Source organism: Streptomyces sp. GbtcB7 (assembly GCF_019091445.1).
GTDB classification, from domain to species: Bacteria; Actinomycetota; Actinomycetes; order Streptomycetales; family Streptomycetaceae; genus Streptomyces; species Streptomyces mirabilis.
In genome coordinates this window covers 108,359-129,050 of the sequence record NZ_JAGXJM010000031.1, presented here as the reverse complement: position 1 = coordinate 129,050, position 20,692 = coordinate 108,359, and the positions used below count along the sequence as shown (strand labels likewise).

At 67.9% G+C, this 20,692-nt stretch carries 11 protein-coding genes; 6 read left to right on the top strand and 5 right to left on the bottom strand.

The features are described from left to right. Nucleotides 1–53: 53 nt before the first annotated feature. From KVT44_RS39735 to KVT44_RS39715, 5 genes are all read right to left on the bottom strand, one after another. On the bottom strand, nt 54–3,260 hold the full coding sequence (locus KVT44_RS39735) for a type I restriction endonuclease subunit R (RefSeq protein ID WP_217572629.1): 3,207 nt from the start codon (nt 3,258–3,260) through the stop codon (nt 54–56). Nucleotides 3,261–3,262: 2 nt separating this feature from the next. Beyond that, complete coding sequence (locus tag KVT44_RS39730; RefSeq protein WP_217572627.1) at nt 3,263–4,120, bottom strand: hypothetical protein; 858 nt, start codon at nt 4,118–4,120, stop codon at nt 3,263–3,265. Nucleotides 4,121–4,551: 431 nt separating this feature from the next. Then, nucleotides 4,552–6,561, bottom strand: a complete 2,010-nt coding sequence (locus KVT44_RS39725) for a class I SAM-dependent DNA methyltransferase (protein ID WP_217572625.1) — start codon at nt 6,559–6,561, stop codon at nt 4,552–4,554. A gap of 90 nt (nt 6,562–6,651) precedes the next feature. Beyond that, on the bottom strand, nt 6,652–8,805 hold the full coding sequence (locus KVT44_RS39720; RefSeq protein WP_254650542.1) for an N-6 DNA methylase: 2,154 nt from the start codon (nt 8,803–8,805) through the stop codon (nt 6,652–6,654). A gap of 259 nt (nt 8,806–9,064) precedes the next feature. Beyond that, nucleotides 9,065–9,316 carry a hypothetical protein gene (locus KVT44_RS39715; protein WP_217572623.1) on the bottom strand — a complete coding sequence of 84 codons (252 nt, stop codon included), beginning with the start codon at nt 9,314–9,316 and terminating at the stop codon, nt 9,065–9,067. A 111-nt stretch (nt 9,317–9,427) separates the two neighbouring features. Here KVT44_RS39715 and KVT44_RS39710 point away from each other — a divergent pair, with 111 nt between their 5' ends. From KVT44_RS39710 to KVT44_RS39685, 6 genes are all read left to right on the top strand, one after another. Then, entirely contained in the window at nt 9,428–10,063 is a 636-nt protein-coding gene (locus KVT44_RS39710) for a ribonuclease HI (protein WP_217572621.1), read from the top strand. A gap of 64 nt (nt 10,064–10,127) precedes the next feature. Then, nucleotides 10,128–10,700 (top strand): hypothetical protein, encoded by a 573-nt coding sequence (locus tag KVT44_RS39705; protein ID WP_217572619.1) that lies wholly within the window; start codon nt 10,128–10,130, stop codon nt 10,698–10,700. 210 nt (nt 10,701–10,910) lie between these two features. Further along, the gene (locus KVT44_RS39700) at nt 10,911–11,345 is read left to right on the top strand and encodes a hypothetical protein (RefSeq protein WP_217572617.1); all 435 of its coding nucleotides are present in this window, start codon (nt 10,911–10,913) and stop codon (nt 11,343–11,345) included. Nucleotides 11,346–11,636: 291 nt separating this feature from the next. After that, entirely contained in the window at nt 11,637–14,099 is a 2,463-nt protein-coding gene (locus KVT44_RS39695) for an AAA family ATPase (RefSeq protein ID WP_217572615.1), read from the top strand. Next, entirely contained in the window at nt 14,096–14,509 is a 414-nt protein-coding gene (locus tag KVT44_RS39690; protein ID WP_217572613.1) for a hypothetical protein, read from the top strand. Before KVT44_RS39695 ends, KVT44_RS39690 begins: the two co-directional genes overlap by 4 nt. Before the next feature lie 428 nt (nt 14,510–14,937). Then, entirely contained in the window at nt 14,938–20,586 is a 5,649-nt protein-coding gene (locus KVT44_RS39685) for a DUF4011 domain-containing protein (RefSeq protein ID WP_217572611.1), read from the top strand. The last annotated feature ends 106 nt before the right edge of the window (nt 20,587–20,692 follow it).

Below are 20,692 nucleotides of genomic sequence, written 5' to 3'. Positions count from 1 at the left end.
TTCGTCTAGGTAGATGTGGCCGGCCAGGTTTCCATGCCCGACCACACCCAGCGTCACGCCGCGCTGTCGTCGATGCCTTTCTCTTGACGGATCATCCGCCAGGCTGCGCGGCGCGCACTGCGGTTGAGGGTGCTCTTGAAGCTCTTGTCCGGGCCGAAGTACTGGCGGCCCAGGCCCGCGATGGTGTCGATGTGGTCGGCCATCTTGTCTTCGAAGACGTCGTCGAAGACCAGTCCGAAGTTTTCCGGGTCATTGTTGGCGACGGCCGCCAGCTGCACTTTCGGATCGGCAACGGCTTCCTCGAACGGCTGGATCACGTCCTGCTCGGTGAAGTCCGTGCCGAACTTGTCGTTGAACCGCTCGATCAGTTCGGACAGCAGCGACTTCTCCGCTTCCTTCACGCCGCCCGAACCGTCGCCGAAGTTTTGCATCGTCGTGGGCCCCTCGGAGGTGAGGGAGACGTCGTACTCGTCGATCTTCTTCACCTGGATATGGCTGAGCTCGACCTCGCCTATGTCCACGCCGCCGTCCGCGCGGCGCGGCAGCCGGTTGAGGAGGTAGCGGCCGTAGAGGTGCAACCGCTCCAGCTCGGCGTCCCGGTAGGGGACGATCTGCGCGAGGAAGCCGTACTTCCTGACGTAGTCGTTGAGGTCGGCACGGAAGCCCTCCGCCGTCTCCTGGTCGTCCTCGTCGTCGCTTTCGAGCAGAGCGGTGAAGCGGGCGACGGCGGGGGAGAGCAGCCGGTACAGCTCGGCGTGCAGCTTCTCCCACTTGGACTGCGAGCCTGCGGCCTTCTCCTTGGCGGCGAAGTACGCGGCGGCGAACTCGTCCATCTCCTGCCCGGACAGGATCGGCGCCTGCATGACCCGGCTCTGCGCGGTGTAGAGCAGGTTGGGGTCGGAGGGGAGGGTGTTCGCCTCCTCGAAGTACGGGCGGAAGGACTCCTGTATATCCTCGGCCTTGTTGACGAAGTCCAGTACCGCCAGGTCGGCCTGGGTCTTGCGTTCGGCGGTCCGGTTCAGCCGGGACAGTGTCTGCACGGCGGAGATGCCGGTCAGCGTCTTGTTGACGTACATCGTCGTCAGCAGCGGCTGGTCGAACCCGGTCTGATACTTCTCCGCGACGACCAGGATCTTGTACTCGCGCTGACCGGCACCGCCGGCTCGGGCGGCCTTGTCGTCGGCACGCGTGTACGCGAACGCCTTCGGCAGCGCGCTCTCGGACAGGCCGCCGTTCTCCTTCGGCTCGGTGGTCTCCTCGCCGTCGACGGTGAGCGAGCCGGAGAAGGCGACGAGGACGCCCAGGTCGGGGTACTTGGTGTCGTAGTCCCGGTCCTTGATGTAGCTCTTGATCGCGCGCGCCATCTGCACGGCGGACTGCCGGGAGGCGGTCACCACCATGGACTTGGCCCGCCCGCCGAGACGGCCCCGGCTGTGCGCCACGAAGTGCTCCACGATCACCGTGGCGTGCTGGGCGACCGTCGAGTCATGGGTCAGTGCGTACCGGGCGAGCAGGCCGTTCGCCTTCGACGGGTCGACCTCCCGCTCGTCGGGGTTCTGGTTCACCAGCTTCCAGTACGTGTTGTACGTGACGTAGTTGCGCAGCGGGTCGAGGATGAACCCTTCCTCGATCGCCTGCCGCATGGAGTACGTGTGGAAGGGCCGGTAGGTCGCCTTGCCATCGATGTCCTGCAACGTGCCGAAGAGTTCGAGGGTCTTGGCCTTCGGCGTGGCGGTGAACGCGAAGTAGGAGAGGTTCGCGGCGCGGGACCGCTGCTCGGCCCGCTTCTTGAGCTGTTCGTCGAGGGTGGCGGCGGTCGGGGCCTTGACCGTGGTCGCGCCCGCGTCCTCCGAGTCGGAGTCCAGGCCGAGGTCGCGCAGGGCGGCCCGTACGTCCTTGGCGGCGTCACCGGACTGCGAGGAGTGCGCCTCGTCCACGATGATCGCGAAGTGGCTGCCCCGGATTTCGGTGGGGTTGCGCTCGATGTACGAGATCAGCGCCGGGAATGAGTGCAGGGTGACCGTGACGATCTTCCCGGTGTCGCGGGACAACGCCTTGGCGAGCTGCTCGCCCTTCGCCCCGTGCTTCTCGTCGATCTTCACGACCAGGCCCGCGGTCTGCTCGAAATTGCCGACCGTTTCCCGGAGTTGCGCGTCCAGATTGCGGCGGTCGGTGATGACGATGACCTTGTCGAAGACCGGCACGCCCGGCTTGAGTCCCTTGGCCACGGCCTCGGGGTCGAGCGCCGACGGGTCGGTGGGGGTGTGCAGGTCGCTGAGGCGGTGCGCGAGCCAGCCGATGGTGTTCGACTTGCCCGAGCCGGCCGAGGCCATGACCAGGTAGTCGTGGCCCGCGCCGTGCGTGGCGGCGTGCGTGGTGAGCTTCTTGACCGCGTCCCACTGCTGGAACCGGGGGAAGACCAGCGTCTTGGTGGTGCCGCCGCCGGGCGTCTTGCTCTTGTGCAGATGCACGAACCGCTGGAGCAGGTCCAGCCAGTTGTCCGGCTGCCAGACCTGCTCCCAGAGGTAGGAGGTCGCGTACTTGCCGTAGGCGGTCGGGGCCGGGTTCCCGGCGCCGCCCGGCTGACCGGGGCCGTTGGAGCCGGTGTTGAAGGGCAGGAAGCGGGTGTTCTTACCCTTGAGCTGGGTGGCGACGAACACCAGGTCCGGGTCGACGGCGAAGTTCGCGACGACGCGACGCGTGAAGATCAGCTCGGTGGGGTCGCGGTCGGCGCGGTACTGCTCCTTGGCCTGCTCCACCCCTTGCTTGGTCAGCGGGTTCTTCAACTCGGCCGTGGCGACGGGGATCCCGTTGAGGAAGAGGGTGAGGTCGAGCCGGTTGCCCCAGTCAGCCTGCTTCGTCGCGTACTCGAGTTCCCGGACGACGGTGAGCCGGTTGGCCCGGTAGCCGTCGAGCACGGAGTCGTGGGCGACGAGGTTCGGCTTGAAGTACGCGACGCGGAGGAGGACGCCCCGGTCCTTGACCCCGTTACGGAGCACATCGAGGAGCCCGTTGGTGGCGATGGCCTGGTCCAGGCGACTGGCGAACCCCCGCTGCGCCTCGCTCGGGTCGCCGCCGTAGACGGTGAGCAGCTCGCTCCACTCGTCGGGCTGGGTCGCCCCGATGAACGTGAACAACTCGTTGGTGTCCAGGCCGAGATCGGCCTGGTAGTCCTGCGGGCGGGCCTCGCGCCAGTCGCGCTCGACCATGGCGGCGACGATGGCGTCACCGAAGGCGGACTCCGTGTGGATGGGGCTCATGGCTACGCGGTGACTCCGTCCGTTACGTTGCGTCCGCTGGCGGTGGAGACGTCGAACTGGCCGGTTACGGCGGCGGTGATCAGGGCCTGGCGGCGTTCAGTGAGGGTCTGAATAGAGCGATGCAGTGACTCTCGAGCGCGTGCAACTGACTCGGCGCTCAGATGAAGGGAGTCCGAGATGGATGCCTGTTTGCTCACGGGTACATTTGGCAGGAGCAAGTCTTTGACAACGCTGGTCGGGAGGTTGTTGGCCATCCCTTCGGCTCCGGAAATTCCGTTCTTGATGTGCTCCCGAGCCTGGTGACCGCGGAGTACGTGAGCCACGAAATCAGCTTGCGCCCTCGTCCAGTCCAGTCTGATCCGATATACCTTGTCGCAGAGCAGCAGGTTGTCGCTAATTTCTCCAACGACGCCGACACTACCAATAAGGTCGATGGAGCCACTCGCGCGCGACATGAGCAAATCGCCTTTTTTAAGTACATACTCTCGGCGTGGTTCCACATCAGCAGGAAGTGCCTTGTGCTGGACCGGATCGAACCGTCCTGAGTTGACGCAACCGGCCTTCACGACGCCCCACTCGCCGTGTTCCGCGAGGCGATCCTCGCATTGGGGAGACCAGCCCTGCTCAATCCTCATCGACGCGTGTCGTAGGCGAATGCAGCCGAATCGTTGTGTGAGGCTTTCAACGAGCTCGGAGAGTTGACTCCGCCAGCGGTCGTCCAACAACTTTGACTGCCGGTCTCGCATGGAGGTGAGTCGGTCGATGCGGGCGGTCTCGGCGTCGAGGAAGTCGGCGATGCGGCGCTGCTCCTCTAGTGGCGGGACAAGGAGCGGCATGGGGTGGAAGTTTTCCTTCGACACCCGTCGATCAAATGTAGTGTCTGCGCGAGTGTAAAGACGGTACTGATCTCGATAGGGGGCGCTCCGCAGAAGGTGATGCACATACTGGGGGTGTAGATCGGGTCCAAGCCGATAGACACGGTAGTCCGGACTTACGGCGCCAGTTATAGCGGATACGCCGATACCGCCACCGATCAGCCACATCGGGTTCACGACCAGGTTCCCCGGGTGTGCGACCCAATACCTCTCGATAGTCGATTCCGAAGGCGCCTGCCTCCCCATTCCACCTTCTTCTTTGCGGGGCGCGATGATGCCAGTCGAGGCGAGCGAGAGTAGGGGCAGGGAGCTCTTGGAATTCGTCTCGTCGACCAACGTAGCGTGCCTTCGAAACGGCTCCACCCGCCAAGTCGTGGGAACGTTACGGGCCACGGCCTCAACGGCCAAGTCAAAAGTCATTCCGTAACCTCCCCCAGCAGCGCCTGAATTCCCGCCTCCAGCGACTTCAGTTCCGCGTCGATCTCCGCCAGCGGTCTCGGCGGCTTGTACACGTAGAAGTGCCGCGTGAACGGGATCTCGTAGCCGATCTTCGTCTTCGTGTAATCGATCCAGGCGTCCGCGACATGCGGATGTACCTCGCGCTTGAGGTAGTCCTCGACGTCCTCGCCCAGCGGAACGTTCTCGTAGTCCCGCAGGTCCGCATCCGGTTCCGGTGCGCCCTTGATCTTCTGGACCTCGCCCTCCGGGTCCCGGACGCCGATCGTCTCCCGTACCGCCTTCGCGAACGGCGCTCCCGACGGCCAGGTCAGGCCGGCCGCGACCACCGCGTCCTTGAGCGCGATGAACGCCTCGGACTTCGTCGTCCAGGACGAGCCGAGCAACGTACGCACCGTCGCGACGAACTCCTCGCTCCGCTCCAGCTTCGCCACCGGCTTTGCCTCCGCCAGTGCGGCCAGGGTCTCCTCCGTGACCTCGAAGCGGAGTTTCAGCGGGCGTTCGACGGTGATGCGCTGGTAGCCGAAGTCCTCGTTGGCGAAGACCTTCACTTTGTCGTGCAGTGGGTGCTCGGGGTCCTTCGCGACCTGGGTGGCCTCCGCGTACAGGCGGGTGATGGCGGCGATGTGGTCGGGGCGGCCGTTCGTTCCGTCGCCGATTTCCTTGCGCTTGTCGCCGAGTGCCTTGCGCATCTTCTGCCACTGGTCGCGCGCGTCGAGCAGGACGACCTTGCCCTTGTGGTCGGCGTCCTTGCGGTTGGTGAGGATCCAGAAGTACGTGGAGATGCCGGTGTTGTAGAAGAGCTGGTCGGGGAGGGCGACGATGGCCTCCAGCCAGTCGTTCTCCAGGATCCAGCGGCGGATGTTGGACTCGCCGGACTCGGCCGCGCCCGTGAAGAGGGGGGAGCCGTTGAAGACGATGGCGATGCGGGAGCCGCCTCCGCCGTTCACGTCCACCGGCTTCATCTTCGAGATCATGTGCTGGAGGAAGAGCAGCGAGCCGTCGTTGATGCGGGGCAGGCCCGCGCCGAAGCGGCCGGCGTCGCCGAGCGACTTGTGCTCGTACTCGACCTCCTCCTTGACCTTCTTCCACTCCACGCCGAACGGCGGGTTGGCGAGGATGTAGTCGAACTTGCGGCGGGCGTGGCCGTCGTCGGAGAAGGAGTTGCCGAAGCGGATGTTCTCCGGGTCCTGGCCCTTGATCATGAGGTCGGAGCGGCAGATCGCCCAGGACTCGGGGTTGAGTTCCTGCCCGTACACCTCGACCGTCGCATCCGGGTTGAGGGCCTTGATGCGGTCGTCGGCGGCGCTGAGCATGCCGCCCGTGCCGCAGGCCGGGTCCATGACCGTGCGGACGACACCCGGCAGGCTGAGGGCGTCCCCGTCGGGCGCCACCAGCAGGTTGACCATCAGCTTGATGACCTCGCGCGGGGTGAAGTGCTCACCCGCGGTCTCGTTCGACTGCTCGGCGAAGCGGCGGATCAACTCCTCGAAGATGTAGCCCATGTTGTGGTTGGGCACGACATCGGGGTGCAGGTCGAGGTCGGTGAACTTGCCGATGACCTGGTAGAGCAGGTTCGCGCCGTCGAGCTTCCTGACCTGCTGGTTGAACTCGTACTTGTCGAGGACCTCGCGGGCGTTGTCGGAGAAGGCGCCGACGTAGATCTGCAGGTTCTTCGCCGCGTTCTGCGGGTCAGCCGCGATCTTCTTGAGCGTGAGCTCGCTCTTGTTGTAGAAGGCGTGGCCCGAGGACTTCCGCAGGAAGCGGTCGGTGTCGATGTCCTGGCCGGCGAAGCGGGCCACCGTCTCGACGACCTTGTCCCGTGTGGGCTCCAGGACGCACTCCAGGCGCCGCAGCACGATGAACGGCAAGATCACCTTGCCGTAGTCGGACTGCCTGTAGTCGCCGCGCAGGAGGTCGGCGACGGACCAGGCGTGGTTCGCCAGCTCCGTGTGCTTGCTGCTGTTCAAGGTTCCCCGAGTTCCTTCCGAGCCGTCCCGCCGGGCGAGGTGGCGGGTGCGGCCAAGTGTGGTGGATGAGTGAAGAAGCGTGCCAGTGCGTCAGGTCGATGCAGTCTCGGGTGGGAGCAGCGCCCCCGCCGTCAGGCCGGTGGTCAGGAGGTCCGCGTACTCGCGGGCGAGGGCGGTGGCCTGGCGGGCGGCGGTGTGCAGTTCGCGGACGCGGCGGAAGGCCTCGCCGTAGCGGCGCTGCTCCTGCAGGGGCAGCAACGGAACGCGCAGTCGGCCGGGTTGGAGGTGGACGGTGGTGCTGCCGGTGGATGCCCCGGTGATGTTGTCGTGCGCGCCGACGAAGCCCGCGAGGAACCAGGGGTCCAGTCGTGTCGGGTCGGGGCGCAGAAGGTAGAGGTCGTGGCCGAGCAGTACGCCGATGTCCTGCTCGTCGGCCAGTCGGGCCATGTTTCCGCCGTCCCCTGTGAACACGCGTACCAGGATGTCCCCTTCGGCGATGACCGGTGACGACTTCAGGGCAATGCTGTCGAGGAACGTGCCGGAGGCGGGCACGCTGTCCGCGATGTCGGTTCCGTGGAGGACCAGCCGTCCGGTGTTCTCGGCCCTCCATCGCGCGCCCTCGGTCTTCTCCCGGGTGTCGGTCGCCGCCCGCAGGATCTCCAGGGCGCCGCCGCGGGCGAGGTCGGAGAGGGTCGCCGTGCGCCACTGCCGTGGGGAGTCGCCGGTGGGCTGCCATGTGCCCTGAGCAGTCTCGGCGAGGAGGTTGGCGTGTTCGGTGAGCTGCTTGCGGTGGTCGTCGGCTTGCCGTGCCACCTGGGCCGGGTCGATGTCGGCGGGCAGGGCGCGGACCTGGCGGGCCGGGGTGAGGTCGACGACCTCGTCGAGGAGGTCCAGTACGGGGACGGCCCGGGCGATGCCGGGCTCGTCGGAGAAGGACTCCGGGTTGGCGCGGAAGGCCGTCCAGTGGGCCAGCACGGTGTCGGTCAGCTCAGCCCAGTCGAGGGTGTCGCGGCGTCGGCGCGTCCCCGTTGAGCCGGGCGTGCTGTCGGCCCGGTTGCGTGGCCTGTCCTGTTGCCGCTCGCCGCCGGCGTCCACGAACAGCACCGAGGCGCGGTCCGGGCCGTCCGGCTCCGGGGTCTGCAGGATCCACAGCTGGAGCCCGATGTGCAGGGGCGCGGCCGCGCCGGACGGCAGGGCCACGACGGCGCGCAGGGCGCCGCCGCGTACCAGTTCGGCGCGTACGCGGCGGCCCGAGGCGCGGGCGGCGGTGGCGGGGGGCAGCAGCATCACCGCGTACCCGCCGGGGTGCAGGTGGGCCAGGGCGTGCTGGATCCAGGCGAGTTCGGGCTCGGAGCGCGGCGGGACGCCGTAGGCCCAGCGGGGGTCGTAGGCCAGCTCGTCGTGGCCCCAGTCGCGGTCGCCGTAGGGCGGGTTGCACAGCACCGCGTCGACCGGGGGCTGTGGGAAGGCGTCGTGGCGCAGGCTGTCGCCGGCTTGTACGGCCACCGCCGCGTCGGGTGTGGCGAGCAGCAGGCGTACTGCGCTGCGTTGGGCCTGCACCGGCAGGGCGTCCTGGCCGTACAGCTCGCGGGCTCCGTGGCGTGCGGCGGCCGCGAGCAGGGTGCCGCTGCCGCACGCGGGGTCCAGGACACGGGCCGTGTCCGCGGGTAGCAGGCGGGCCATGAGGTCGGCCAGACGGTCGGGGGTTTGGTAGGTGCCGGTGGAGGCGCTGTCCTCCAGTTCCCGCTCGGCGAGTACGTCGAGGGCAGCCTGGGCGCCTTCCTCCCGTACGCAGTGGATCAGCGCCCGCACGATGCCCGCGTCGGCTGCCGTGAAGGGGGCGGCCTCGGTCTGCGGAAGTGTGCCGGTGAGGTCGGCGACGGCTGCGTCCACGCGTGCGGCGAGGTCGGCGTCCGGCAGGTCGGCCAGCTCGGTCAGCTCGCGCGGGGAGCGGCGGGAGGTGGCGAGGACCAGGGGGAGCAGCGGCGTGGCCGGGCCCGTGCCCGCGGGGTGCAGTCGCAGCAGGGTGCGTAGCTCCTCTGCCGGGGCGGCGGCGGAGGTCTGGCCGCGGGAGCGCAGCCAGGCACGCACGGTTTCCAGGTCGTAGAGCGGGCTGGTCTCGTTGCCACCGGCTGGTGCGGGGAAGTCGTCGTGCCGGCGGCGCCAGTTGCTGACGGTGGCGCGTGTGACTCCCGCGATGCGGGAGATCTCCGCGGCTGTCACCTGGGCTGACGGCTGGGGCATGACGTGTTCTCACCTCTCGTCGGGTACAGCGAACACATTACACCATCAACTAAGCGTGTAAACAGGTTTGACACCGCTTTCATCGTCATGCTTATCTGTAGATGCTTCCGGTCGACGGTGGTCGGCGGAAGCATCCCCCGGGGGACCGGCCGCTGCGGCCCGCCCCGGGACGGCAGACGAAGCCTCACGAGCGGAGAGACCTGCTTGACCGAGACGGGCCAGCCCGAACTGACCGTGTACCACCGCCAATCTGGCGCAGTTACTGAAGCGCGACGCCGGAGAGAACTTCCGGGCCCTGCTGGTCCAGGCCCGCCACATCACCGGCACGTCCTACGAGATCACCCTCTACGACCGCCAGCAGGCATTCCGCCTCCTGTGGCGCCACCTGGAGCGCAGCGGCCACCTGCGCCGCGCCCACCGCGATGCCCACGCCCGCCTCGCCTCCGGTCACGCCACGCCCGACGAACGCGCCGACCTGGAGCTGTTCCTCACCGTCTACGGCCAGGTCCACCCGCAGACCACCACCGGCGCCTGACCCACACGCCCTACCCGGCGGGCGTCACGCGCCGCCCGCCCTCTCTCCCCGCTGCCCCGTCACGAAGACAAGGAGGCAACAACTGCCATGGGTCGTCGTTCTCCCCTCGCCCACGCACCCCGCCCCACCAGGTCCACTCGCGGCCAGGTGCGCGTGAACGACAAGGTCGAGGCCGTCGCCGGACCGATCGTGCTCGCCACGGACGCCCCGGTCGGCCCGGACCGGGTGGCCTCCGGCTACCTCGCCACCACCGGCCACACAGGTCTGCGCGCCCACCTCTACCCGAAGTACCTCGTGCGCCCCCACTCCCGCGTGGTCGTCACCGAACTGCGCGCCGTGTACTGGGGCCTCAAGGCGGTCCTCCACGCGCATCCCGGCCGGCCCGTCGAGGTCCGCGTGGACAACCTGCAGGCTCTGCGGCACCTGCACAGCTGGCAGCAGGGCGGGACCGACATGCCCGAGGGCTACGACACCCACCTGCGCTCCCACGGCCGCCGGCCCAGCCTGGTCAAGCTGCAGCTGCTCGCCGAGTACACCCCGCACCTGACCTTCGTCCATGAGAAGGCCCACGTCGGCCACCCCCTCAACGAGGCCGCCGACTCCCTCGCCAAGCTCGGCCTGCGCTGCGTGCGCGGCGCCGTCCCGCGCACCGAAATCCCGCGACTGGTCCCGTTGTGGGCCTCCGGCGCCCTCGCCGACTACCGGCGCTCCCGGGCCGCCTGACGCACATTCCAGCTTCACGAGCCACACGCACCCGCAAGGTGCGTCTACATCCCTTGGGGGGACCATGAGCCAGCAGCAGTACCCGCAGCAGCCCCAGCCCGGTTGGGGCGGCCCGCAGGAGCAGGGTTACGGCACTCCGCCGTTCCAGCCGCAGCCGCCGAAGAAGTCGAAGGCAGGGAAGATCGTCGGCTTCGGCTGCCTCGGCGTCGTCGCCCTCTTCGTTCTGATCGGCATCGCCGCCGCGGCCGGCGGCGGAAACGGCGACTCCACCGACACCGGCGCCAAGGACAAGGCCGTCGCTGCCGGCCGCACGCCGGAGTCCGACAAGGCCGAGGCGACACCCGCGCAGAAGACGAAGACGCAGGCGGAGCAGTTCAAGGCCTGCGTCGCCAAGTCCGGTACGGCCACGGAGAAGAAGGCCGTCCAGCACGTGACGAAGGTGACCGGCGCGGACAAGCGGAACGACATCCTGGACTCGGCTGAGGTCTACACCGACTTCACTGGCGGGCTCATGAGCGACAGCCAGGGGGACGCGAAGCTCATCGCCTCTGCGTTCACGTCCTGCTACGAGTCCAAGAACGGGCTCGTCAGCGTCTACGGCCAGGATGGCGACCTCATCGCCAACGCCAACTACTGATCTCTTCGACCAAGGCCGTGACGGTGGCGCGGCGGCAGCTCATTCTTCAGCGACGAGTGGACTGACACCAGGGCCGGCTGACTGGCTGCCCGAGCGGGTCAGTACGCCTTCGAGTGCGGCGGCGAGGCGATGCTCCGGCGCCTCCGCGCCGCCCCGGCCACGACCTGCTGCGTGGTTTTCACCCTCCGATTCCTTACCTGAAGGACAACCGTGAACCGAGCCAACGTCATTGCCATTGCTGCCTGCGGGTTGACAGCCCTGTCCGTCACCGCGGCCACGGTGGACCACGTCAGTACCCACTCCACGCTCGCCGCCGCCCGCCGCCAGGCGGCTGCGGCCGACCACCGCGCCCACCAGGCCGAGTCCCGCACGCCCAAGGTCGTCACCCATACGGTCACCAAGACCGTGGACAAGCCCGTCTTCGGCCGCTCAACGCTCCTCGGCGCCTACGCGTCCGGCGTGATAGCGGGAGGCGTGTACACCGACGACGGCAGCATGACCTACACCGCGAGCGACAGCACCTGCTCGCAGGAGTACGCCCAGATCTCCCAGGAGCCCACCGGCGGCACCGTCCACCGCGACGACTTCATGAAGACCTGCCTGACCAACGTCAACGACACCGCCAAGACCGACCCCGCGCCCTGACCGGCGACGCTTGGTGCCGACCGGCAGGTCACGTGGGCACGTTGGGCGCGGCACCCCTCAACGAGGCCGCCGACCCCCTCGCCGAGCTCGGCCTGCACTTCGTGCGTGACACCGTCCCGCGCGCCGAACTCCCGCGTCTGGTCCCCCTGTAGGCCACCGGCGCCCTCACCGACTACCGATGCTCCCAGGCCGCCTTTCCCCGCTGCCGCCCGGGGATCCGGTGAACCTGCCTCGCCTTCGGCCCGGCCTCGGGCTCTTCCACGCTTTCCCGCGCCCACCCCGGAGCACCTCATGACCGAGACGGAACAGCCCCAGCACACCGCGCACCATTCCACCCAGCCGACCCACACCGCCCCGTCCATGCCCGTAGCCGAACTGGTGGAGGCCCGCCTCGCGGAGGCGGTCCTCAGCGAGCCGGTGAAGGTACTCCTCAAGGACGCTCTCGGCGAAGGGGAGGCCGAAGGGCCGTCCTCCTTCGGCCGGATCTACCTGGCCTCCGTCGCCGTTACCGGATTCCGCGGAATCGGCCCCCGCACCTGGCTGAACCTCAGCCCCCGGCCGGGCGTGAACCTCGTAGTGGGCCGCAACGGGTCCGGCAAGTCCAGCATCGCCGAGGGCATCGAGACCGCGTTCACCGGCACGAACATGCGCTGGCACGGGCTGCACGCGTCGCGCAGCAGCAACTGGCGCAACCTCCACCTTGAGGACGGTGCCAAGCCGGAGATCGAGGTCAAGCTCGCCATCGAGGGCGACACCGGCCGCAGCACGCTCACCCGTACGTGGGAGAGCGAGGACTTCGGCGGCTCCGAGGCAGAGTTCAAGCGGCCCGGACACGGACGAGTCCCTCTCGACCAGGTGGCCTGGAAGCAGGCCATGGACGACTACCGGCCCTTTCTGTCGTACGTCGATCTCGACCGCATGATCAGCGGCAAGCCCTCCGAGATGTACGACGCCATCGCCACGATCCTCGGCCTGCGACATCTCAGTGCAGCGGACAGCCGGCTTCGCGCGGAGGAGAAGGTACTCGACGACGCGACGAAGGCGGCGAAGGCCGAAGTCCCGGAACTCGTGGCCGCCCTGTACACGCTGGAGGACGACGAGCGCGCGGTGCACGCCCTCCTGGCCATCGACACCCCGGGCAGCCCGGACTTCGACACCGTCGAGGCACTGGTGGCGGGACTGCCCACCGACACCGACGAGGGTCTTCTCGCCGAACTGCGGGTCGCGGTCGCCGTGCAGGGCCCCGACATGGAGCAGGTCTCCGCCGCGATGGTCGGGCTGCGCAAGGCCCTCGCCGATGCCGAGGACGTCCGCGGCACGAGCGCCGACGACGCTCACCAGCGCGCCGACCTCCTCGCCAAGGCTCTGGCCCACAACGACCGGCACCCCGACGAGACGTCCTGCCCGGTCTGCGGAACGGACCGCGTCCTGGACGGGGAGTGGGCCGCGCGTGCCGCCGCGCAGATCGCCGTACTGCGGCAGGAAGCCAAGGCCGCCGACGACGCGCGCAGCGCACTGCGGTCGGCGGTGCGCGCCCTGCAGGACCTCGTGCACAGGCCCCAGCGGATCCCGACCGCGTTGACCGACCCGTGGGACGCCTGGACCGCCTGCCGCACGGTCAGCGATCCGGGCGAACTCGTCGGACGCGCCCACGAGGCGGCCGGGACGCTGGCTGACGCTTGCGCCGCGGTGAGAGAGAACGCCACGAGGGAGCTGGAGAAGCGGGACGAACGCTGGCGCCGGCTCGTCACCCGCCTGGCCGGCTGGGCGGAGCGGGCCCGTGCCGCAAAGGAGAGCGATCCCCGTCTGCGAGACATCCGGCGGGCCCGTGCCTGGATCAAGGCACTGAGCACGGAGCTGCGGGAGCGGCGCATGGAGGGCTTCGCCGAACAGTCGCAGCGCATCTGGGAGAAGCTCCGCCAGGAGAGCAACATCGACCTCAACGGTGTGAGCCTGCGCGGCAGCGAGAAGGCCAACGTACGCAAGCTCGTCATGGACGTCTCCGTCGACGGCCAGGACGCCTCGGCACTGGGCGTCATGAGCCAGGGCGAGCTGCACTCCCTCGCGCTGTCCCTGTTCCTGCCCCGCGCCGTCACGGCCGACAGCCCGTTCGGTTTCATAGTCGTCGACGACCCGGTGCAGTCCATGGACCCCGCCAAGGTCAACGGGCTCGCTCAGGTCCTGCACGAGCTCGGCAGGCACCGACAGGTCGTCGTGTTCACCCACGACACCCGGCTCCAGCGGGCGTTCACGAGCCAGGAGCTGCCGGTGACGGTGTTCCAGGTCGAGCGGAGCAAGGCCTCGAGGGTGAAGGTCGAGCGAGTGACCGACCCGGTCGCGCAGGCGATCGCCGACACGATGGCCATCGTCCGCACCCCGGACCTGCCGCCTGCGGCCCGGACCCACGTGCTGCCCAGCCTGTGCCGCATCGCCCTGGAGAACGCCTTCCTGGAAGCCGCGTGGATCAAGCACCACCTCTCCGGCGGACCTGAGCAGGAACTGCACGCCGCCGTCGACGACGCCGAGAAGTTCACGAAGGTCGCGGCGCTCGCCCTGTTCGGCGACATCACACGGATCCGCGACGTCGACGAGGAAGTGAAAAACCGCTACGGAGCGCAGGCGGCGTACCTCATCAAGCAGTGCCAGAGAGGGGCCCACGCCGCAGGAGCGCAGATCACCGACCCGCGCCATTTCGTCCAGGACGTCGAGGCTCTGGCGCAGAAGGTGCGCAAGCCGGAGGGGAACGCCCGATGAGTGCCTCCGCTGCATCCTCACCCTCCGTATCCGCAGCACCCGCTTCCCCCGCCTCCGTCGAAGACCTCCTGCTGACGGCAGACCGGTTGCTCACCGGCGACCTCGGCGGTGCCACAGCTGCCGGCCGTCACCGCGGAGCCTCACTGGCCTTGAGGACTGCCCTGGAGATCTGCGTGGACCGGGTGCTCGACGCAGCGGTACCGGGACTCGCCCGCGCCACCATGCGCGCCAAGATGCTCTGCTTGCGCTGCTACACCCCTGGGGAGACTGCCCGGCGAACCCGCGCCGTCTGGTCGCACCTGTGCCTGGGGTGCCACTACCACCAGTACGAGATCGGCCCCACCTACGAGCAGGTTCGCGCCTGGCGCACGGAGGTCGGCGAGCTCGTCCGGAAGCTGGATGTTCCCTGACTGTTTGGTCATCGAGGTGACCTTTGGTCCGCCGTCCATCGGTCAGATTTCACCCGGCCTCGAGACCAACGCCACGCAGTCCAGAACAGCAGCGGTACGCCGCCTGCCAATCGAGGCCAACCCCACCCCTGTTGATGGTGTCGGCGACCGCTTCAGGCGCTGTGGCAGAAGGTGGGGGCTGAATTGTCTCGTTGGGCGGGTGCGAGGTCTACGGCTCCGGAGTGGGATGACGTTGTGCGGAAGGGCCGTCCTTCCATGGCCTCCTCACTCATGTTGGTAGGCAAGCCCCTTCTCCATCCTCCAGAGCCCTGGCATGGGGAGAGTTGTCCTGTGCCGTCCCTCCAGACGTCGTTGCGACGCGCCGCTATGCTTCACCCATTTCGTCTAATGCCTTCACGACCTCTTCATCAATGAGGGAGTTGCGCTTTATGACCCTCCAAGGCAGGCGGTCTTCCGTGGACCGTGCTCGGCTGGAGAGGCTGCTCGCCTCATGGCGGGACTCACTCATCGATCTGAGCTTCCGTAACCGGCTGCTCAACTACCAGCGCCGTTCCTCGTCCGCGGGTATGGATTTGGTCGAGCCCGGGTTGTCCACCGTGCTGGAAGGGCTTTCCCGCGGTTGTGCCTTCTCTGCTGTACGCGGCGAGGGATCCGAGGACGAGAGCGCGTCGTCGGGCGGGTTGGCGTCGCCCGCGAGTCTGGTCCCTGCCGGTTCCACCACTGGCGCCAGGCCAATCGACACCCCTGCATCCCGGGCAGGAGTCGGCAGCAACCGCTCCGTTGTCACGCTCACCACGTCCAAGACCACGCAGGCTGAACAGGACCGGCATCTGCGTCGCCTCGCCCTGGTCGCGCGGGAGAAGTACAACGACTACGGCCTGTGGGTGCTTCATCTCGGTGTGGGCTTTCTCGATTGGACGCCGGCCCCGTCTGCCGAGAAGAGCTTCAGTTCTCCGTTGGTGATAGTGCCAGTCGTGCTGGAACGGCGACGCGGGGACTCGTACGTCTTGAAGGCCAACACAGATGAGGAGCCGGCTCTCAACCCTGCCCTCGCCATCAAGATGGGCGAGTTGGGCGTTGACTGGCCACGCGTCGAGCAGGTGGAACAACGTGACATTCCCGCCCTGATCGCGCAGGTCCGGCGTGCGGTGGCGGGTATGCGCGGCTGGAAAGTCACCAACCGGGTGGTGTTGGACACGTTCAACTCAAGCAAGGAGGTCATGTATCGGGACCTCCTCGACAACGCCGACCGGGTGCAGGCCAGTGCCCTCGTGCGCGCCATTGGGCTCGGCGCGGACTCCGGCATCTCGCCAGGGAACTTCGCCTTCGAACCGGCCGACACCGATCGCATCGACGAGATTCAGCCGCCCGAAAAAGCCCCGCTTGTGCTCGACGCGGACTCTTCTCAGCGGCAGTGCGTCGCTGCTGCGATCGAGGGCCGCAGTTTCGTGATGGACGGGCCGCCCGGCACTGGCAAGAGCCAGACGATCACCAACATGATCGCGGGTCTGCTGGAGCAGGGCCGCACCGTACTGTTCGTCAGCGAGAAGGCGGCTGCCTTGGACGTGGTCCGCAACCGTCTGGGCGATGTCGGTCTCGATGACTACGTTTTGGCGTTGCACAGCAACAACACGGGCCGGAAGCAAGTGGCTCAGGAGCTCGGCGGGGCTTTGCTAGCGCCTCGCCGCGCCTTGTCGGGCGGTGCCCGGGCCGACCTTCAGCGTGCTCGCCAACTGCGCCAGGAACTCTCCGGGTACGCGGCGGCGATGAACGACAGCCGGCGCGGGCTCGATATGAGCCTGCACGACGTCCTGGGCAGGATCTCACTGCTGGACAGTTCTCATCCGCTGCCCGCGGACCCGACCTTCGAGGCGGCGACGCTCACAGCCGAGGGACTTGACCGGGCGACTGTGGCAGCCCGTCAGGTCAGCAGGTCGTGGCGCCCGGCATTGGAAGGCACGGCATTCTCCTGGTACGGGCTAACAGACGCTGGTAACCCACTGCAGACGCTCGACCTCGCCACCGAAGCCCTCGGCGAACTCGATACGAGGCTGCTGCCGCACACGGCTCTCCTCGCTGAACTCGGTTGGGAGGGAGCGCGTGACACCGCCCGGCTGACCGCGCTACTGCACGTCGCGGACGCTCGGCCGTCACTGCCGCACCACTGGCTGACCGCCGATAGCCAGGGCCTGACCACAGCGATAGCGGGCTTCCGGCGCCGTCTGGACGAGGTCATCGAAGCCGAACGCTCGACGGAACAGACACTCGGCGCGGCATGGGAGCGTTTGCCGGCCGAGGCGGATCCCACGCCGAGTGCGGAGGAGACCGCTCTGTCGGCTATCTTGCCCCCGGCCATCGATATCGGTGTGCTCACTGCTGACGCCGCCCGTGAGCTCGGTGACCGCCTTGAGTCAGACGCCGCGGCACTCGACGAGGCGGTCCAGTCGCTGGCGGCCGTTGCCGCGATGTACGGCTTGCCCGCCCCCGAGTCCTGCGACGACGCCCTCCGTTTGGGCCGCCTCGCCGTTCTTGCAGGACATCCTGACGACGCCAAACCGCTGCCCGCATGGCTCACCCGTGAGGGAGCGGCCGAGGCCAGGATCGCCGCAGAGGTCCTGCGTGAAGCGGTGACGCGGCTGCGCGAGACTCGGAGGAAGGCCGAAGAGGTTTTCACGGACAGGGTGCTGCAGGAAGATTCCCTCGAAGAAGTCACGCACCGGTTTGCCACCGTGCATCGGTCCATCGCCGGGAGGCTGTCTGCAGCGTGCCGCGCCGACCGGCGGTTGGTCAGGTCGCTACTCCCCGACGGCGGTAAATGCACCAGGGCGGTTGTGGCCGCGCTTCCGGGCGCGGTGGCTTGGCAGCAGGCAGCACGAACACTGAATGCCGAGGCCAGTCGCCATGCTTCGGTCCTCGGTCCACACTGGCGGAGCGAGGACACCGCCTTCGATGGCCTGGACTCCCTCATCAAGCGAGCAGATGAGATCCTCAGGCTCGCTCCCCGAGTGATGAACCAAGATGCGCTGGCGCGCGAGGTGGCTTTCGGAGGGCAACCGCGCCCTGCCGCGAGGAACACCGCGGAACGGGCAGCCGGCCGGCTGACCGAGTGGCGGGACTCCCTCGTGCTTCCCCCTGTGCCGGGGCCGTCGTATGAATTGGAACCGGGAAGCCTCAGAGCCGCTGCTCAATGGAGCCGCGCGCATGTTGCACCTTTGCGAGCGGCCGAGCGGCTGATGCGGATGGTGGAGGAGACCGCCGTCGCGGGCGGAGGAGCGGTTGCGGCACCGGGCACCTGGACTCTCTCCGCAGCACGCGCCGGTGTGCATGCCGTACGGGCAGCCCGCGCTGCCGCGGTGGAGTTCGAGTCCAGGGCGGAAGACGACCGGGCACTGCTCGGGGACCTCTACACGGGCCGGAGCACCAACCTGTCCGACCTGGGTGCCGCCCTCGATTGGATCACCACTCTGCGTGAGGCGTCCGGGCTTCAGAGCAGGGTGCCACTGAGTGCCGCCGCCGCTGAGATCCTCTACTGCGCGGAAGCCGACACCGAACTGGAAGCCGCCGCAGGTGCATGGGCACGGGCCACCGGGGCATTGGCGGACCTGTTTCATCCGGAACGTGCGCAGCAGCTCCGTGAGTCGTTCTCCCGCGGCCAGGATGCGGCCTTGAAGGCGCTCGCGGTCCTGGACGGCGAGCGGGGCGGCCCTGACGAGTGGCGTGCCTACGACAAAGGCCGCAGAGCTCTCGACGAGTTGAGCCTGGGTGATCTGGTGGACCGGGCGGTGCGCCGAGGGGTTGCTCCGGCCGACTTCCCGGCGCTGGTCGAACGTGCGGTTCTACGCGCCTGGGCTGATCTCCAGCTGTCCAATGATCCACGGTTGGCAACCCCACGATCCGCGGACCGCGATGACTTGGTGGCCGGCTTCCGGGAACTGGACGCGAGGCTGGCCAACCACGCTCGTGCGCGCGTCATCCAGACCTGTGACGCTCGGCGCCCGCGAACCACGGACGCTCCGGGTGCGGCGTTGATCAGACGAGAGGGCGAGAAGAAGACTCGGCACAAGCCGGTGAGAGAGCTCCTGGAAGCCGCCAGGGCGACGGTACCGCTGATCAAGCCGTGCTTCATGATGAGCCCGCTTACAGTCAGCCGATTCCTGCCGCCCGACCTCGTCTTCGATGTGGTGATCTTCGATGAGGCGTCGCAGGTGCTGCCGCAGGACGCGATCAACTGTGTCTACCGTGGTCGGGCACTGATCGTGGCTGGCGACCAGAAGCAGCTCCCCCCCACCGAATTCTTCTCTTCCACAGGCGATGACGAGGAGGACAGCGAGGACGAGGAGTCCCCCGATCAGTTCCGTTCCGTGCTGGATCTGTGCAAGGCGAGCGGGCTGCTGGAGAGTTTGTCGCTGCGCTGGCACTACCGCAGCCGTCATGAGGACCTGATTGCCTTCAGCAACCGGGAGTTCTACGACGAGTCCATGACCACCTTCCCCGGGGCTCACGCGGAGGGTGCGGATGTCGGCGTCGCCTTCTACCGCGCCAGGGAAGGCGTCTACCGTTCCGGGGCAGCCGCTCGGAACAACCCAGGCGAGGCTGAGGAGGTGGCCCGCCGGGTGATCCACCACTTCAGCACGCGCAAGGGCAGATCGCTGGGCGTGGTCGCGCTGTCCCAGTCACAGGCCGTCGCGATCCAGGACGCGGTGGACGCGGCACGCCGGAGCCGGCCCGACCTCGACGAGTGCTTCTCCGAGGACCGGCTGAACGGGTTCTTCGTCAAGAATCTGGAGAGTGTGCAGGGCGACGAACGGGACGTCATGATCCTTTCCGTCGGATACGGTCCTGACGCCCTCGGCAAGTTCTCGAAGAACTTCGGCCCCATGAACAAGGCGGACGGCTGGCGCCGTCTGAACGTCGCCGTGACCCGCGCACGCTACCGCGTGGAGGTCGTGGCCTCGTTCGACCCGGATGAGGTGGGGAACACCGGCAGCAAGAGCTTCCGGCACTTCCACCGCTACCTGCGGTACGCGCAGAGCGGTCCGTCTGTGCTCTCCCAGGAGACGGTGGACCCGGAAGCCCAGCCGGAGAGCCCGTTCGAGGAATCCGTACTGGCGGTGCTGCGCGGCTGGGGCTATGACGTACAGCCTCAGGTTGGCGTCGCTGGCTACCGCATCGACCTGGGTGTCCGGCATCCGCAGCGGCCCGGGTTGTACGCACTGGGGGTGGAGTGCGATGGAGTCATGTACCACTCCTCGAAGGCGGCCCGTGACCGTGACCGGCTGCGTGAAGGAGTGCTGCGGGGACTTGGCTGGGAGCTGCATCGGATCTGGGGCACCGACTGGTATCGCGACCGGTCCGGTGCCGAGGCTCGGCTGCGCGGCGCCGTCGAACGTGCGGTAGCCCTCGCCGGTACGAGCCCCAGCGCCACGGGAGCGGTCGAGGGCGACGCGACGAAACCGGGAGCGTCGTCGTCACGGACCGAGCCACAGAGTGGGCCTGCGCGGCGGTCCTCTGAGAGCCAGGGCGCCGGAACCCGGACCTCACCAGCTTCCGCTCCTACCACGCGGCAGCGCAGAACCGTGCCGACTCCGCGGCATGGTGAGTCCCCTTCTGTCGCCACCTACCCGGTGACGGCGTTGGCCAGGACATCCTGGCAACGTGTCGAGAACGAGCTGTCCCAGATACGCGCGTACCTGCGCCAGCGGGAACCCCTAGATACCGCCATTGATTATCGGGTGCGCGCCGATAACCGGCGTAAATGGGAAAAGCGGCGTGAACAACTCGAGGAGCGCGCCACCTTCCTGGAGAGCTTCCTCAGGGCAACCATCGCCACACCTCGCACGACCGGGGGAGAGAAGGTCGCCCCTGGTCGCTTGGTCGGCCTGACCTTCGACGGCTCAGCAGCTGTCGAGGAATACGAGATCACTTCTCAGAGCCCGGTCGGGGAGGATGGCCAGGCGCTCAGCCCGTTCACGCCTCTCGCAGCTGCCTTGCTGTGGCGCGAGGCCGGCCTCCCGGTGGAGTACGAGGACGGCTCAGGGAAGCGCCGCACCGCCCACATCCGACACGTTCGCGACTGAACGAAACCGTACGGATATCGGCCAGAGCCAGATACAGAGGAGCGATCGCGTTAAGGGGTGAGGGAGGAGGTCCCCCGTCTATGTGCCGGGAGCTCACAGAGGGTCA